This is a genomic window from Cryobacterium arcticum, assembly GCF_003185895.1.
GTDB classification, from domain to species: domain Bacteria; phylum Actinomycetota; class Actinomycetes; order Actinomycetales; family Microbacteriaceae; genus Cryobacterium; species Cryobacterium arcticum.
In genome coordinates this window covers 169,189-184,860 of record NZ_QHLY01000013.1, presented here as the reverse complement: position 1 = coordinate 184,860, position 15,672 = coordinate 169,189, and the positions used below count along the sequence as shown (strand labels likewise).

Below are 15,672 nucleotides of genomic sequence, written 5' to 3'. Positions count from 1 at the left end.
GATCCTCGGCGCGCACATGCTCGAGGTCAGCCCGTCACTGGCCACCGAGAAGCCCACCCTGGAAATCCACCCGCTGGGCATCGGCGGCAAGGACGACCCGGTGCGCCTGGTCTTCAACGCCGCCCCCGGCCCCGCCGTGGTCGTCGCGATGAGCGACATGCGCGACCGGTTCCGCCTCACCGCGAACGTCGTCGAGGTCGTCGAACCCACCGAAGCCCTGCCCAAGCTGCCCGTCGGCCGGGCCGTCTGGAAGCCCGCGCCGGACTTCGCCACCTCCGCTGCCGCCTGGCTCACCGCCGGCGCCGCGCACCACACCGTGATGTCGACCGCCGTCGGCATCGAGGTGTTCCAAGATTTCGCCGAAATCGCGGGCACTGAGCTTCTCGTGATCGATGAGACCACCACCCTGCGGGACTTCTCCCGCGAGGTGCGCTGGAACCAGGCGTACTACCGCCTGGCGCAAGGCCTGTAGCAGGAGTCGTGGACGCCGGTGTTCAGTCGCCGGCGTGCACGACCCGGTTGCGTCCGTCGCGTTTAGCCACGTACATGCGCACGTCGGCGGCACGCAGCAGCGAGGAACTGGTCGTCGCATCCTCCGGCGCGATCGCTACACCCAGGCTCACCGTGACCCCCAGTCCGGCGGCAATGGGCGACCAGTCGTGGCCGGACACCTCCAGCCGCACCCGTTCGCACAGCATTCGCACCTCGACCGCGCCGAGCCCGGGCAGGATCAGCAGGAATTCCTCGCCGCCGAGGCGCGCGGCGACCGCTCCGGGAACACCGGCAACGGCCTGCCGCAGAATGCCGCCGAGCGTACGGAGCACGACATCCCCCACCTCGTGGGAGAGAGTGTCGTTGATGCGCTTGAAATGATCGACGTCGAGCATCGCGACGGCCACCGATGGCCCACCCTCACGTAGCGACTGCAGCAAGGCAGCCAGACGCTCGTCGACGTGGCGGCGGTTGTGCAGCTCGGTGAGGGGATCACGCTCCGCCATCTCCCGGTAGCGCTCGCTCTCGCGGCGCGATTCGGCGGTCTGGAACATCGCCTCGAGCACCCGCCCCCGCGCCTCGTTCTCGCTGGCGCCCAGCGCGATGGACTGCTCGTGATAGCGCCGGTAGGCCTCGAAGGCCGCCCGGTAATCCTGAGTCTCGGCGTGGATCTCGGCCTGTTCCCGGCTGACCTCTGTCGCCCAGCGCACCAGGCTGTATTCGGCGGTGAGTTCCCGGCACTGGTCGATCACGGCCTGGGCGTCGTCGAGGCGGCCCTGCCTGCGATAAGTCTCGGCCAGCGTCACCAGGGCCGCGGCAATGCTGTCGGGGTGATAGTCGACCGGCTTGGCAGCCAGGGCCGCGGTGAGGGTGTCCGCGGCTTCATCGAGCCGGCCCGCCGTGAGGTACACCCGCGCAATAGTCTCGCGGGCGTACATGCCGATCGGGCGGTCGTGGAGCGTAGACAGCGAAATCAGGCTCTCGACGGCGGCCAGGGCTTCGTCGTGGTTCTCGGCCTGGTATTCGGTGTAGGCGAGGTTGTTGAGGATCTGATACCGAATGCTGGTCTCGGGGTCGTCGATGACGAGGCGGAGGGCCTCGTCGTAGCGCCGCCTGGCCTCATCGAACGACCCGGACGATCCCAGGGCGTCGGCCAGGGTGAGCCGGGCGGCGGCCCGCATCAGCGGGCTCTCAGCCTCGCCGATCAGGTCGTTCGTGGCGACGGCATGCTCGAGCGAGAGCGCCCGGTCGCCGACCATTTCGAAGATCGAACCGAGCACGTCGTGGCAGCGGGACTGCAGGGTCAGTTCGCCATGCCGTTCGGCCCACCGCAGGATGCTCTGCACACCCGTCGCCCCAGCGCTCGGGTCGCCCCGCCGCGTGGTGATCGATGCCACCTGCACCTTGAGCCGTCGACCCAGGGCGCCATGGTCGCCGGGGCCGAGCTCGGCCAACCAGTCCTCGGCGGCGGCGAGCGCCACGTCCTTGTCGATCCAGTACTGGCGTTCCACCCAAGCCAGCCGGGCGTCGTCAGTGTCATGTTCGACTACAGCGATCACGTCCCACTCCCCCACGGCCGGATTCCGGCATCGAACCCGCCCGAGGTTTCCCTCGATCGATACCAGGTGCGCCCAGCCTAGCCGCCAGATAAATGCCAGGAAGCGAGTTGCCCCGTTACGGGCCAGATGCCCCCGCGTACTGGGGCGCTTAAGCCGGAAACGGGCAACCCCGAGGGACGATCGGGAGGCACCGCCATCAGAATTCCGGCGGCGGCGAACTCCGGCGCCGCAGCGACTCCCGCACTTTTCTGGCCCGTTTTCTCACCCCATTCGGGTGATCCCGTCCGCACCTGGGTGATTACCGTGAATATCAGCCCTGGACTGTGACGGCCGCTCACTGCGGCGGCAGGACCAGGGCCAGACAGAGAGGCACGGCTCATGAGCTTTTGGTCAAGTTTCTGGGACTTCATCGGATTCTTCTTCTGGACATTCGTGTTCGTGTCCTATCTGTTCGCGCTGTTCGCCGTGATCGTGGATGTGTTCCGCGATCGCACCCTCAATGGCTGGGCGAAGGCGGCGTGGCTGCTCTTCATGGTCTTCGTGCCGATCCTGACCGTGCTGGTCTACGTGATTGCGCGCGGCAAGGGCATGGCAGAACGGCAGGCGATGGCCGGCAGGGAAGCGCAGTCCAGCACCGACCAATACATCCGGTCGGTGGCTGGCAGCAATCCGGCTCAGGACATCGCGCAGGCCAAGCAGCTGCTGGACTCCGGCGCGATCACGCAGGGTGAATACGCGGTACTCAAGGACAAGGCACTGGGCAACACTCAGGCCCGGTCCGACGTCGTCTGAGTGTCACTCCGGCCGGCCGAGCTTCCCGGTCGGCCGGGTCAGATGGGTGATCGAGTTGTAGTACTGCACCCGCCACGGGGCACTCTTATTGGTGCGGACAATCCTGGTGATCGAACCGTTTTGCACCGGCGTGCGCGCCAGCTCGAGGGCCTCCAGTTCGGTCAGGCCCTCGCACACGACGCGAAACAACATCACAACGGTGTCGTGGGCGAAGACAAGCGCGGTCGACGCGCACTCCTCGGAATCCAGCCCGCCGAGGAACGACCGAATCCGCAGCGCGACGTCGGCCCAGGATTCGCCTCCTGGCGGTCGGTGATAATAGCGACCCTGGTGTCGGATTCGCTCGGCCTCGGCCGGCTCGCGCGCTTCGATCCCGCGTGCGGTGAGCCGGTCGAGCACTCCGGTCTCGTTGTCGCGTAGGCGTTCGTCCAGGCGCGGTGGGTGGCCGTCTGGGCGCATGGCCAAGGCGATCTCCGCGGTCTGCCGCGCCCTCAGATACGGCGATACCCAAACCGAGCGCGGGTAGTCCGCTGCGGGCAGCGCCAACAGCCACCCGCCCACGGCCGCGGCCTGCGCCGCGCCGACCGCGGTGAGCGGCACGTCCGCGTCGCGCATCGGTACCTCCACACGTTCGGCTCCGGTGCGTTCCGCCTCGGCCGCGGCCACATTCGCGAGGCTCTCGCCATGGCGCACGAGCAGCAGCGCCGTGGCGGCCATCGGACTAGAAGCCCTTGCCGCCGGTCACCGGGAGAACGGCGCCCGAGGTGTAAGAGGCATCCGACGAGGCGAGGTACACGTAGGCCGCGGCCAGCTCGGCCGGCTGGCCGGCCCGACCCAGTGGGGTGTCCTGACCGAAGGAGGGCAGCTTGTCGGGCCAGGATGTCGCCGGAATCAGCGGCGTCCAGATCGGGCCGGGGGCGACGGCGTTGACCCGGATGCCGGAGGCGCCGAGCTGCTGGGCGAGGGCCTGAGTGAAGGCGACCAGTGCGGCCTTCGTCATGGCGTAGTCGATGAGGCCGGGCGACGGGCTGGACGCCTGGATCGAGGTGGTGGAGATGATCGATGACCCCGGCGCCAGGTGCGGGATCGCGGTGCGGGCGATCCACAGCGTGGCGTAGAGGTTGGTCTTGAAGACCCGGTCGAAGTCTGCCGTTGGCAGGTTCTCCAGCCCGTCCCTGTTTTCCTGGTACGCGGCATTGAGCACCACAATGTCCAGCCCGCCGAGCTCGGCAACGGCGGTCTCCACGATGTCGATGCAGTGCTGCTCCTCACGGATGTCGCCGGGCAGCAGCAGTGCGGTGCGGCCGGCGGCGCGCACCACCTGGGCGGTGTCTTCGGCATCTGCCTGCTCCTCGGGCAGGTAGGAGATGGCGACGTCGGCGCCCTCGCGGGCGTAGGCGATGGCGACGGCCCGGCCGATGCCGGAGTCCCCGCCGGTGATCAGGGCGTGCATGCCGGTGAGCTTGCCGCTGCCGGTGTAGCTGTCTTCGCCGTGGTCGGGGCGCGGCTCGGTCACCGGGGTGAGCCCGGGCTGGTCTTGCTCCTGCTTGGCGAAGCCCTCGTTGTAGTACTTGGTGCGCGGATCGTCGGTCGACGGTGTCATCACTGCTCCTGGTTCGATAGAGGCCTGCCCTGGCCGCGAAGTTCGGTCGGTCGGTGGGTCTGTGGAGCGCGGTTGCTGCGTACGGTTGTTGTAGCACTCATCGGTAAGACGCACCGCCGTGGGCAATCGTCACGGTCGTGGACGAAGAAGCGCTTGGCGCTAGGGCGCGATGACTCCGCGCTGGGCGAGCCAGCGGTCCAAATCGTCCGCGGGAACCGCTTCGCACATGAAGAACCCCTGCGCGTGATCGCAGCCGTATCGCACCAGCTCGTCATAGGAGAAGCCGTTCTCGACGCCCTCCGCCACCATCCGCAGGCCAAGGCTGTGGGCCAGGTCGATCGTTGAGGCCACCAGCGACGCCGCACGGGAGTCGTCAGCCATGGGCGTCACAAAGGACCGGTCCAGTTTGAGTTCATCGATCGGCAGGTCGCGCAGGTACGAGAGGGAGCTGTAGCCGGTCCCGAAGTCATCGATCGAGATCTGCACACCGGCCGCGCGCAGCCTGGTGAGCACGGCCCTGGCGCGGTCCCGGTCGATCATCAGGAATTCCTCGGTGATCTCCAGCATCAGCACGGATGCGGCGAGCTTCCGCTCTGTCACCATGCGGGCGATCTCATCGGGCAGGTCGACGTTGACCAGCGAGCTGGCGGAGATGTTCACGGCGACAGTCAGATGCTGCCCAGCGGCCTGCCAGATGACGGCTTGGTCGAGGGCTTTGGTCAGCACGATGCGGGTGAGCACTGGCATGAGTCCCGACTCCTCGACGAGGTCGAGGAACTCGCAGGGCAGCAACAGCCCGCGAGCCGGGTGCTGCCAGCGCACGAGGGCTTCCACACCGGTCGTCTGTCCGCTGAGCAGACTCACTTTGGGCTGATAGTGCACCACCAGCTGGTCCTGGATGAGGGCCAGGCGGAGTTCCTGGAGGGTGCGCAGGCGCGCTTCACCGTCGCTGTCGTCCTCGAACGTGTAGACGTGGTGTCCGGCTCGTGTCGACTTGGCCCGGTACATCGCCATATCCGCCCGCCGCAGCAGATCGCCTAGGTCGCGCCCCTGCTCGGGGAAGAGGGCGATGCCGATACTGGCACTGGTCTGCACGGAGAGCCCATTGAGGGCGAAGGCCGGTTGCAGAACGGCGCCGAGCGCGATCGCGAACGTCGTCGCCTCTGGCTCACCGGCCCGATCGAGCAGAATGGCGAACTCGTCACCGCCCAGTCTGGCCAGCACGGCGTCGGGCGGTAACGCCCCCATGATCCGCGTGCTGACCTGAACGAGCAGTTGGTCACCGACATCGTGGCCGAGGCTGTCGTTGACCTCCTTGAATCGATCGAGGTCCAGGAGCAAGAGTGCCGAATGCCGCTGCCGGGCGGGAATCCCGTTGAGCACCAGTCTGTCTTGGGCGTCAGCGTAGAGAGCGCGGCGGTTCGGCAGACCCGTGAGGTGATCGGTCCTGGCCTGCCGGCCCAGCATCCTTTGACGGAAGACCAGTGGGATGGCGGCGACGGCAACGGTGAGGGCTGCCAGGATGACGGCACCGACAGGCTGCGCCACCTGCGTGCCGACCAGCAGCACGCCCAGTCCCGCCGCCACGGCTGCGGCCGGCACGAGGAGCGCCGGGGACCGACGCGTCGCCAGTGGCGTTGGCCGCCCGGGCCGGGAGATGGCGTCGGCCCAGACCGCCATCAGGGCGAGCCCGAGGGCCCAACTGGCGTCCAGAGGCAGACCGGCGAAATAGGTTCCTGAGGTCTGCATCAGGGCGAACACCACGTCTGCTGCGGCAAAGACGGCCAGGCCGCTGGCCAGGAATGTCCAGCGCGGCCCGATATCGAGGCCTGGTGCGGACGCGATCCCGGCGATCGCCGCGGCGAGGAGGAGGTCGAAGACCGGATACGCCACGGCGACGGCGGTGGCGAGCACCTCGGTCTCGTCCCCGGCGACGCTGAGTACGGGGCCGAGGACCGACGTGAGAATCGCAGCAGCGCCCAGAGCGCCAACGGCACTGTCGAGCACTACGGACCAGGCCAGCCCGCGTACCTGTCTGCGCACGAGCGCGACGAGCGCCATCAGCATCAGGGGGTAGAACATCAGGTAGCCCACGTCGGCCGGGGACGGGAATGGCAGCTCGCCGGCCCGATCCATCGCCACGACGTAGTAGGTGTCCGCGATGGCGTTGAAGGTCACTGCGACAGCTATGAACAGTACGTCCCGGCGGGCGAAGCCTGTGCGCACCACGGCGAGCCAGAAAACCAGGGCTGGCAGCCATTGGGTGAGTTCACCCAGCCAGACATTAACCAGCTGGTCGACGCTGCCATTGTTCAACAGCAGCCCCAGCGTGTACACCGCCACCGACGCGAAGGTGGCCCAGAGTAACCAGGGGCGGACGGGGTGGGTGTCGCGCCCTGATTTCCGCACGCGACCACCCTTCGTTGGGCCCAGCCTACAGTCGCAGACGGCTGTGGCCCCGCGACCGATCGGTCGCGGGGCCACAACGGTTCTGGATGGCTCAGGCGCCTGCGATCAGGGCGCGCACGAGGTCGAGCTGGGCGTCGTCGGCGAAGGCGCCGGAGAGGCCGACCACGCTGGTGCCCGCGGCGAGGAACTCGGGGGCATTGTGAGCGGTGACGCCGCCGGTGGCGATGAAGTTGGTGTCGGGGTACGGGCCCTTCATGGCCTTCACCCACGCCGCACCGAGCACGGAGGCGGGGAACGCCTTGACCCAGGTGAGGCCGAGCGCACGGGCCTGCAGGATCTCGGTGGCGGTGGCCAGTCCCGGCAGGTGCGGGATGCCGCGGCGCACGCTCTCGGCGATGATGGCCGGGTCGAAGCCGGGCGAGACCGTGAAGGCCACGCCGACATTGGTCGCCGCGTCGAGCTGCTCGAGGGTGGTCACGGTTCCGGCACCGATGACCAGGCCGCGTTCGGCGGCGGCGTCAGCCACGGCCTGCAGCACGGGCACGGCGTCGATGGTCTGAATCGGGATTTCGACGTGCTCGACGCCGGCATCCCAGGCGCGCACCGACAGGCGCACGGCTTCGGCGGCGGACAGGCCACGGAAGACGGCGATGACGGGAACCGCGAAGAAGTCCCCGGGGAACCATTCGGTTGTCTTGATCGGCTGGATAGTGGACTGGGTCATGGGTTATCTCCTGAGTTCGAGTTCACGGTCGTTGTCGCTGGTGCCGCTGGTGTCACCGGCGGCGTGGGGTTCATCGGCCGACATGCGCTGGCCGAGTCCGGGGCGGAAGTCCTGGCGGCTGCCCAGCGCCCAGGCAGCGCGGGAGTGCCCACGAGCCAGGCGGTCCGCGGAGGTCTCCGCGGTGATGAGGCTGGACAGGTAGCCCGCGGCGAAGGCATCGCCGGCGCCGACGGGTTCGACGACGTCGACCTTGCGAGCCGGCACGACGGTGATGGTGTCGGTGCCGTCAGAGTTCAGCGAGAATTCGGTGGCGTCGATGGAGCCGTCCTTCACCACCAGGTACTGCACATTCGGCAGCAGGGCGCGCACGTCTGCTGAGGTGACGGAGCCCCACAGCGTTTCGGCTTCATCGAGGCCGACGAGCACCACGGTGGCCTTGGCCGCCAGGGCGAGCAGGCGCGGTGCGGCTTCACTGACCGGCCAGAGGCCGGGACGGAAGTTGATGTCGAAGGAGACGGATGCGCCCCATTCGTGGGCGTGGTCGAGCACGTGCTCGACCAGTTCGGCGCAGCTCGCGGAGAGCGCCGGGGTGATACCGGTGGTGTGGATCCACCGGGCGCCGGCCAGGGGCCAGCCGACGGCATCCGCGATCTTCAGCGCGGATGCCGCCGAGCCTTGGCGGTAGTAGAACACGTGTGCTCCGCTACCGGTGTCGGGCTCCTTGAGGTAGAGCCCGGTGGGCAGGTCGGCCGTGCGGCCGACCCACCTGGTGTCGACGCCGGCCGCAGCGAGGGCGTCGATGATCTTGGTGCCAACGGGGTCGGTGCCCACCGCGCTGGCCCAGGCGACCTGGTGGCCGAGTTCGGCCAGGTGCATGGCGACGTTGGATTCGGCACCACCGGTGCCGAGGGTGAAGCCTGCGGCGGTGTTCAGCGGCGCAGAACTGGTGGGGGTGAACATGCCCATCGTCTCGCCGAAGCACACCACGGCGGGTTGGTCGGAGGCGGTCTGGGAGGCGGCGGTCTGGGAGGCGGTCATCAGGTCACCGCTCCGATGTGCCACGGCACGAATTCTTCCTGGCCAACGTCGAACTCTTCGCTCACGGTCTGCGTGCCGCTGGCGACGGCGATGATCATCTCGAGGATCTCGGCGCCGACCTGGTCGACGGTGGCGTTGCCATCCGCGATGCGACCGGCGTCGATGTCGATGTCGTCGCCCTGGCGCAGGAACAGTTCGGTGTTGGTGCCCACCTTGATGCTCGGGGTGGGCTTGCAACCGAAGACCGAGCCGCGGCCGGTGGTGAAGACCACGACGGTGGCGCCGCCGGCGACGAGGCCGGTGACCGAGACCGGGTCGTAGCCGGGGGTGTCCATGAAGCCCAGGCCCCGGGTGTCGATCGGTTCGGCGTATTCGTAGACGGCGGCGAGGTCGGCGTGGCCGGCCTTGGCGACAGCGCCGAGGGACTTCTCCAGGATGGTGCTGATGCCGCCGACCTTGTTGCCCGGGGAGGGGTTGTTGTCCATGGTGCCGCCGTTGGCGTGGATGTAGGTTTCCCACCAGTCGATCCGGTCGATCAGCTTGTGGCCCACGGCCGGGGTGGTGGCCCGGGCGGTGAGCAGGTGCTCGGCCCCGTAGATCTCGGGCGTCTCGGCCAGCACGCTGGTTCCGCCGTGCGACACGAGAACGTCGGATGCCCAGCCCAGGGCCGGGTTGGCGGTGATGCCGGAGTAGCCGTCGGAGCCGCCGCAGTTCAGGCCCAGCACGAGCTCGGAGATGTCGATCGGTTCACGGTGGCGGGTGTTGATCTGTTCGGCCAGGGCCAGGATCTTCTCGACGCCGGCGGCGACGGTGTTGCGCATGCCGCCGGTCTCCTGAATCGAGAGGGACTCCACCACGGTGTCGCTGGGCAGGACGCCCTCGGCCAGCACCAGGCTGGTCGGGGTCATCTCGCAGCCGAGGCTGAGCATCAGCACACCGGCGATGTTGGGGTGGCGGGCGTAGCCGTTCAGGGTACGAAGCAGCACCTGCGCGCCCTCGCTCTCCAGGACCAGGCCGCAGCCGCTCTGGTGGGTGAGGGCGATGACGCCGTCGACGTTCTCGAACTTGTCGAGTGCGCCGTTCCGGAACCGGTCCGCGATCAGCTTGGCGGTGGTGCCGGAGCAGTTCACCGTGGTGAGGATCGCGATGTAGTTGCGGGTACCGGCCCGGCCGTCGGCCCGGCGGAAGCCCTGGAAGGTGCGCCGCTCGGTCGGGACGGGCAGCTCGGTGTGCACGGTGCCGAATTCATGGGTGCGGGCGGCGAGGTCCATGCCGATGTTGTGGCTGTGCACCTGCTCGCCCCGGCTGATCGGGGCCGTGGCGACGCCGATCGACTGGCCGTACTTGTGCACGGTGGCGCCGACGCTCATGTCGGTGAGCGCGATCTTGTGGCCACTGGGAACCAGCGTGGTGACAGTGAGGACGCCGTCGCCGACGGGAAGTGCCTCCCCCGGCGCCAGGTCGCGGAGGGCGACGGCTACGTCGTCGCCCTCGGCCATGACCAGCACGGATGTGCCGGTAGCGATGCTTTCAATGTGTGACATGAGAATCGATTCGTTGGATGCTGCAAGTAGTGGTGTGGACGGGCGGGCTTTACGCTTCGCCGATGACGCCGTTCTTCCAGCGACCGGCTTCAAGGTCGCCGACGATGCTGAGGTACTTGTCGTCAGAGAGGTTGTAGAGGAAGTAGACGATGACGGCGGCCAGGGCCAGGGCGATGGCCGGGTAGAGCGTCATCACGGCCTTGATGCCGAAGAGGGTCTCTTCTGACTGGCTGGCTCCCTGGGCGACATAGCCGGTGACGGCAAGCATCCCGGCGCCCACCAGGGCGGCGATGGATTGGGCGATCTTGCGGGAGAAGTTGAAGGCCGCGTAGGTCATGGTCTCTTTGCGAACTCCGCTGTTCCATTCGCCGTAGTCGATGGTGTCGGAGACGAAGGCCCAGGTGACGGCGTTCGGGATGGCCAGGGCCATGTAGCCGATGGTGACCAGCAGCATGAAGGTCCACAGGTTGGTGGGGATGATGAAGTTGAGGCCGTTGGCGACGACGCCGATGATGAAACCGCCCATGGCAGTGCGCTTCTTGCCGAACCGGCCGACCAGGCGCGGCACGAACATGATGCCCACGATGGAAGCGCCGATCATGACGAGGTTGAGGATCGGCTGCAGGCCGATGTTGCCGAGGTTGTACTCGGCGAAGAAGATCATCATCATGTTGTTCACGTTCATGGCGGAGATCGTGAACAGGGTCATCAGCACGAGGCCGAGGAGGGGACGGTTGGTGAAGATCGCCCTGGCGTAGTCCTTCATGCTGTTCTGGGCGAAGCCGACCTCGCGGTTGACGTAGACGCGTTCCTTGGTACCGCGGTAGCAGACGTAGAACGAGACGATGCCGATGAGGGCGAACACGGCGGATGCCCACATGTAGTTCTTGCCGGTCATGCCGCCGAACATCATCATGATCGGGATGAAGGCGAAGCCGCAGATCCACTGCGCACCGAGCGAGCCGGTCTGGCGGGAGGTGGCCAGCTGGGCGCGGTCCTTGATATTGCGGGTCATCACCGAGGCCAGCGAGCCGTAAGGGTCGTTGGTGAAGGAGTAGATGAGGCCCCAGATGGCATAGCTGCCGGCCGCGAAGGCGATCTTCCAGCCCATGGTGACATCGGGCATGGTGAAGGTCACGACGGTCATGACGCCGAGGAGGATCGAGGAGATCATCATCACCGGGCGGAATTTTCCGCGCTTGCCGAATTTGCGGCTGTCGATGTAGGCGGCGGCGATCGGGTCCATGAAGGCGTCGAAGATCTTCGCGAGCGAGAAGATCAGGGCCACGACGCCGGCGGCGATGCCGCAGGTGTCGATCCAGAACTTGGTCAGGTAGGACTGGCCCAGGTCGAACATGAAGCCGTTGCCGAAGTCGCCGAACCCGTAGGAGACCTTTTCCCTGGTGGAAATTCGCTCGCTTGCGGGGGCGCCGACCTGGGGCGCAGCGGGAGCCGCTGCACCCGCATCAGTACCAGTTTGAATAGCCATGACTCACATACACTCTTTCGATTTGACGGGTTCTTCGGGATGGCCGGTTTAGAGGCCGAAGTAGTTGTTGGCGTTGTTGAAGCAGATGTCTTCGACCATCTGGCCGAGGATCGCTTCGTCGTCGGGAACCTCGCCGAGTTCGACCCACTCGCCGATGAGCTCGCAGAGGATGCGACGGAAGTACTCGTGCCGCGGGTAGGAGAGGAAGCTGCGCGAGTCGGTGAGCATGCCCACGAAGTTCGAGAGCAGGCTCTCGTCGGCGAAGGTCTGCAACTGCAGGCGCATGCCGGAGCGGGTGTCGTTGTGCCACCAGGCGCTGCCCAGCTGCATCTTCTGAACGGTGTCCTTCTGGTACGAACCCATCAGGGTGGCCAGCGGCAGGTAGTCGTTGGGGTTGAGCGAGTAGAGCATGGTGCGCGGCACGTTGTTCTCGAGTTCCATCGAGTCGAACAGCGCGGCCAGCGACTCGGCGACCGGGCGGTCGTTCATGCCGTCGTAGCCGGTGTCGGGGCCGAGGATGTCGAGCATGCGCGTGTTGGTGTTGCGCAGCGCGTGCAGGTGCAGCTGCATGGTCCAGTTCTTCACCGTGTACATGCGCATCAGCGCCTGGAGGATCGCGGTGCGGTACTGGGCGTTCTGCAGGGTGCTCAGGGTGCCGCCGGCGATGGCGGTCGCCACGACGGTATCGAGTTCGGCCTCAGTCGCCTCGGCGTAGACGACGATGTCGAGGGCGTGGTCGGACAGGCGTGCTCCCATGGAGTGGAAGAAGTCCACCCGGGCGGTGAGGGCGGCGACGATGTCGGCGAAGGCGCCGATCTTGACGCCGGCGGACGCACCGAGGGTGACCAGGTAGTCGGCGTAGCCGGCGGCATGGATGTTCATGGCCTTGTCGGGGCGGAACGCCGGGACGACGGTGAACGCCTTCTCGGTCTTGAGCAGCTCGTGCCAGTGCAGGTCGTCGGCCGGGTCATCCGTGGTGCAGATCGCGGTCACGTTGCTCGAGCGGATGAGGCTGCGGCGGGAGAACGCTCCGGTGGCCAGCAGTGCGTTGGCGCGGTCGTAGACCTCGCGGGCGGTCTCGCGGCTGAGCACGAGGTCGATGTTGAAGAAGCGCTTGAGTTCGAGGTGGGTCCAGACGTAGAGCGGGTTGCCGAGGGCCTTCTCGACGGTGCCGGCCCAGGCGTAGAACTTGTCGAAGTCGTCGGCGTCGCCGGTGATCAGGTTCTCGGGCACCCCGTTGGCCCGCATCAGGCGCCACTTGTAGTGGTCGCCCTTCAGCCAGACCTCGGTGATGCTGGCGAAGTTGAGGTCTTCGTAGATCTCCTGGGGGTTCAGGTGACAGTGGAAGTCGATGATGGGCATGTTCTTGGCGTGGTTGTGATACAGCTTCTTCGCCATGTCGGTGCCGAGCAGGAAGTCGTCGTTCAGGAGCATGATCTGCAGTCCTTCTAGTCGTGGGGGTGAGCGCGCGTTACGCGAGAACGGTGAGGTCGGCGAGGGTGGCGCGCACGCCGCGGTCGCGCAGGCTGATCAGGCCGGAGGTGACCTGATCGACGAGGCCGTCGAGAGCGGTCAGGTCGGTGCCCCAGAGGGTGGTGTCGGCCAGGATCGTGCCGACGTAGGCAGCCGTGTCATCGGCGGCCGCCGCGTATGCGGCGTGGAAGGCCGCGATGGTGTCGGCACTGTCGACCGGGGTGACGGTGACGGCCGAGTCGCCGCTGTAGGTGAGCAGGATCGCGGACAACGCCAGGGTGATGCGGGGCGGGAACGTGGCGTTCGCGGCGTGGAAGTTCAGCAGGATCGGCAGCAGGCGGCTCTTGAACTTCGAGGCGCTGTTGAGGGCGATCGAGGCGAGTTCGTGGTGCATGAACGGGTTCTCGAAGCGTTCCTTGACGGACTCGGCGTAGGCGGCGAGCTCGTCGTGGGCCAGGTCGAGCACGGGAATGATCTCCTCGTACATGACCTTGTCGACCAGCGGGCCGAAGTCGGCGTCGAGCATGACGTCGCGCACGGTCTCGACGCCGGCGAGGCGGGCGAGGGAGGCCATCGTGGTGTGCGGGGCGTTGAGGAGGAAGACCTTGCGCTCGCGGTACGGGGTCATGTCGTCGGTGACGGTGACGTTCAGTCCGGCCTGGGCCAGCGGCAGGGTCTCGGTGAGCGCCTGCGGGCCCTCGAGCACCCAGAGCAGGAACGGCTCAGCCTTGACGATCAGTCGGTCTTCGAAACCGAACTCGGCGCAGAGTTCCTCTGCGCGGTCCTTCGGGTAACCGGGCACGATCCGGTCGACCAGGCTGGAGTAGAAGGTGTTCTCGGTGTTGACCCACTGGATGAACGCGTCGCCGAGTTCCCAGTTGGCGGCCGTGGCGAGCACGGTTTCCTTGAGCTTGTCGCCGTTGTGCTCGATCAGCTCACACGGGATGAGGGTGAAGCCCTTCTTGCCCAGTTCGAAGCGGTGGAAGAGCAAGGCGGTGAGCTTGCCCGGGAAGCTGGCGTGCGGGGCGTCGGTGCGCAGGTCCTCTGCGCTGTAGACGATGCCGGACTCGGTGGTGTTGGAGAAGATGAATTCGATGTCATCGTCCTCGGCCAGGTCGAGGTAGGCCTGGTAGTCGGTGTACGGGTTGACCGTGCCGTTGACCAGGGTGATGACCTCGTGCGTCTGCACCTCTTTGCCGTCCTGCTTGCCTTCCAGCAGCACGGTATAGAGGTTGTCCTGCTCTTCGAGCATGGCGACGAGCCCGCCGGCGAGCGGCTGCACGATCTTCACGCCGCCGTTGAACAGGCCCTGCTTGTTCAGCTGCTGCAGCTGCCAATCGACGAATGCCCGCAGGAAGTTGCCCTCTCCGAACTGGATGGCCCGGGTGGGCAGGGTCTCGGCGGGGTGGATGGCGCTGGTCAGTCGTTCCATGACGATCCGTTCTTCGGGTGGCAGTTGGGTGCTCTGGGGGTGGGGTGTGACCGCGATGGTCGCGGTCATGCTGTGGGACTGGCCCGCGGCCAGGATGACGGCCTGTTCGCGCACGTTGCAGGCCTCGACGCAGACCGTTTCGGTCCATTCGTCGTCGCCGTAGTCGCCCATCGCGGCGGCCTTGACGGTGCCGGGGTTCCACACCACCGTCTGGGCGGCATCCGACTCACCGATGGTGATGGTGCGCTCGTTGGTGACGTCATCGATGGTGACGACGCGCGGCATCGGGTAGACCCGGTCGAGTTCGCCGCCGATGATGGCGACTGGCAGGGCGGAACTCGCGGTTACCGGCGGCGTGAGCGTGCGGTCGAGATACGGTAGGTCGGCCAAACCGAGCAGCTGGGTGGTGCGGGCATCACCCACCGCGAAGTAGGTGTGCAGGGCGGTCTCGACGCTGAGCGGGGCGTCACCCTCGTTTACGGCCATCAGCTCGAGGGTGAGTCGGGCGCCGACGGTGACGGTGTAACGCAGCGACACCGGCTGGGCGACGCCGGCCTCGTCGCGGTGGGCACCGGCCAGTTCGAAGGTGAGAACGGCGTCGGCGCCGACGATCGCCGCGGCGGTGAGGGTCCAGGGAGAAATGCGCGCCCAGCCGTGGTTGGGCAAGCTGGCATCGGTGAGGTTCGGACCGAACCAGGGGAAGCAGACCGGAATGCCACCGCGCAGCGCGGCGGTCGGTGAGAATTCACCGTGTTCGCTCATCCACAGCACGGGCTTCTGCCCGGTGGGCGTCCACTGGGCGACGTGCGCCCCGTGCAGGTAGACCAGCGCCGACGCGGCGGGAAGGTCGACCTCGACAGCCGGCAGCGAACCGGCGCCCGTTACCATCCGGATACCGCTGGGCAGGATGGGAGCGCTCTCGCGTCCCGCTCCCGGTGTGCTTGCAGTTCTCTGCATTGGTTCCTCCGCTTTGAGACTCAGGCAGATCTTTTCACTGCCGTTCCACCTGACAGAACACAAGTCCGTCACATGAACTCAACATATCCCCGAGCAGATGATTTTGGCAACTTGAGGTGGGCGGAAATCGACGCTATGCCCCATCTGGGGGCGTCGACGC

The 15,672-nt window shown here is 66.9% G+C and carries 11 protein-coding genes and 1 pseudogene; 2 read left to right on the top strand and 10 right to left on the bottom strand.

The features are described from left to right. Positions 1 to 472 (top strand): annotated as a pseudogene (locus CTB96_RS20285) (L-arabinose isomerase); the annotation flags it as partial. Between the two features lie 22 nt (positions 473 to 494). Here the strand turns inward: CTB96_RS20285 and CTB96_RS20280 are convergent. Further along, positions 495 to 2,051 carry a GGDEF domain-containing protein gene (locus CTB96_RS20280; RefSeq protein WP_146215874.1) on the bottom strand — a complete coding sequence of 519 codons (1,557 nt, stop codon included), beginning with the start codon at positions 2,049 to 2,051 and terminating at the stop codon, positions 495 to 497. Between the two features lie 378 nt (positions 2,052 to 2,429). Here CTB96_RS20280 and CTB96_RS20275 point away from each other — a divergent pair, with 378 nt between their 5' ends. Next, entirely contained in the window at positions 2,430 to 2,843 is a 414-nt protein-coding gene (locus tag CTB96_RS20275) for an SHOCT domain-containing protein (protein WP_110128829.1), read from the top strand. A 3-nt stretch (positions 2,844 to 2,846) separates the two neighbouring features. Here the strand turns inward: CTB96_RS20275 and CTB96_RS20270 are convergent, their stop codons facing one another. From CTB96_RS20270 to CTB96_RS20230, 9 genes are all read right to left on the bottom strand, one after another. After that, a complete protein-coding gene (locus tag CTB96_RS20270; RefSeq protein ID WP_110128828.1) occupies positions 2,847 to 3,560 on the bottom strand; it encodes a histidine phosphatase family protein in 714 nt (237 codons plus the stop codon). A gap of 4 nt (positions 3,561 to 3,564) precedes the next feature. Further along, complete coding sequence (locus tag CTB96_RS20265) at positions 3,565 to 4,446, bottom strand: SDR family oxidoreductase (RefSeq protein ID WP_110128827.1); 882 nt, start codon at positions 4,444 to 4,446, stop codon at positions 3,565 to 3,567. A 159-nt stretch (positions 4,447 to 4,605) separates the two neighbouring features. Then, the gene (locus CTB96_RS20260; protein ID WP_110128826.1) at positions 4,606 to 6,855 is read right to left on the bottom strand and encodes a putative bifunctional diguanylate cyclase/phosphodiesterase; all 2,250 of its coding nucleotides are present in this window, start codon (positions 6,853 to 6,855) and stop codon (positions 4,606 to 4,608) included. A gap of 91 nt (positions 6,856 to 6,946) precedes the next feature. Further along, positions 6,947 to 7,579, bottom strand: a complete 633-nt coding sequence (locus CTB96_RS20255; protein WP_110128825.1) for a bifunctional 4-hydroxy-2-oxoglutarate aldolase/2-dehydro-3-deoxy-phosphogluconate aldolase — start codon at positions 7,577 to 7,579, stop codon at positions 6,947 to 6,949. A 3-nt stretch (positions 7,580 to 7,582) separates the two neighbouring features. Further along, on the bottom strand, positions 7,583 to 8,641 hold the full coding sequence (locus CTB96_RS20250; RefSeq protein WP_248283514.1) for a sugar kinase: 1,059 nt from the start codon (positions 8,639 to 8,641) through the stop codon (positions 7,583 to 7,585). Then, positions 8,617 to 10,161, bottom strand: coding sequence for a UxaA family hydrolase (locus CTB96_RS20245; protein ID WP_110128823.1), 1,545 nt, complete (start codon positions 10,159 to 10,161; stop codon positions 8,617 to 8,619). The genes CTB96_RS20250 and CTB96_RS20245 overlap by 25 nt, the downstream gene beginning before the upstream one ends. 49 nt (positions 10,162 to 10,210) lie before the next feature. Then, on the bottom strand, positions 10,211 to 11,650 hold the full coding sequence (locus tag CTB96_RS20240; RefSeq protein ID WP_110128822.1) for a glycoside-pentoside-hexuronide (GPH):cation symporter: 1,440 nt from the start codon (positions 11,648 to 11,650) through the stop codon (positions 10,211 to 10,213). Positions 11,651 to 11,698: 48 nt separating this feature from the next. After that, positions 11,699 to 13,084, bottom strand: a complete 1,386-nt coding sequence (gene uxaC, locus CTB96_RS20235; RefSeq protein WP_110128821.1) for a glucuronate isomerase — start codon at positions 13,082 to 13,084, stop codon at positions 11,699 to 11,701. A gap of 37 nt (positions 13,085 to 13,121) precedes the next feature. Continuing rightward, on the bottom strand, positions 13,122 to 15,512 hold the full coding sequence (locus CTB96_RS20230; protein ID WP_110128820.1) for a tagaturonate reductase: 2,391 nt from the start codon (positions 15,510 to 15,512) through the stop codon (positions 13,122 to 13,124). Between the last annotated feature and the right edge of the window lie 160 nt (positions 15,513 to 15,672).

Coding starts and splice junctions, on each gene's coding strand:
- CTB96_RS20265 (WP_110128827.1), bottom strand. CDS start 4,446: ATGACACCGTCGACCGACGATCCGCGCACCAAGTACTACAACGAGGGC.
- CTB96_RS20245 (WP_110128823.1), bottom strand. CDS start 10,161: ATGTCACACATTGAAAGCATCGCTACCGGCACATCCGTGCTGGTCATG.
- CTB96_RS20275 (WP_110128829.1), top strand. CDS start 2,430: ATGAGCTTTTGGTCAAGTTTCTGGGACTTCATCGGATTCTTCTTCTGG.
- CTB96_RS20270 (WP_110128828.1), bottom strand. CDS start 3,560: ATGGCCGCCACGGCGCTGCTGCTCGTGCGCCATGGCGAGAGCCTCGCG.
- CTB96_RS20230 (WP_110128820.1), bottom strand. CDS start 15,512: ATGCAGAGAACTGCAAGCACACCGGGAGCGGGACGCGAGAGCGCTCCC.
- CTB96_RS20255 (WP_110128825.1), bottom strand. CDS start 7,579: ATGACCCAGTCCACTATCCAGCCGATCAAGACAACCGAATGGTTCCCC.
- CTB96_RS20240 (WP_110128822.1), bottom strand. CDS start 11,650: ATGGCTATTCAAACTGGTACTGATGCGGGTGCAGCGGCTCCCGCTGCG.
- uxaC (WP_110128821.1), bottom strand. CDS start 13,084: ATGCTCCTGAACGACGACTTCCTGCTCGGCACCGACATGGCGAAGAAG.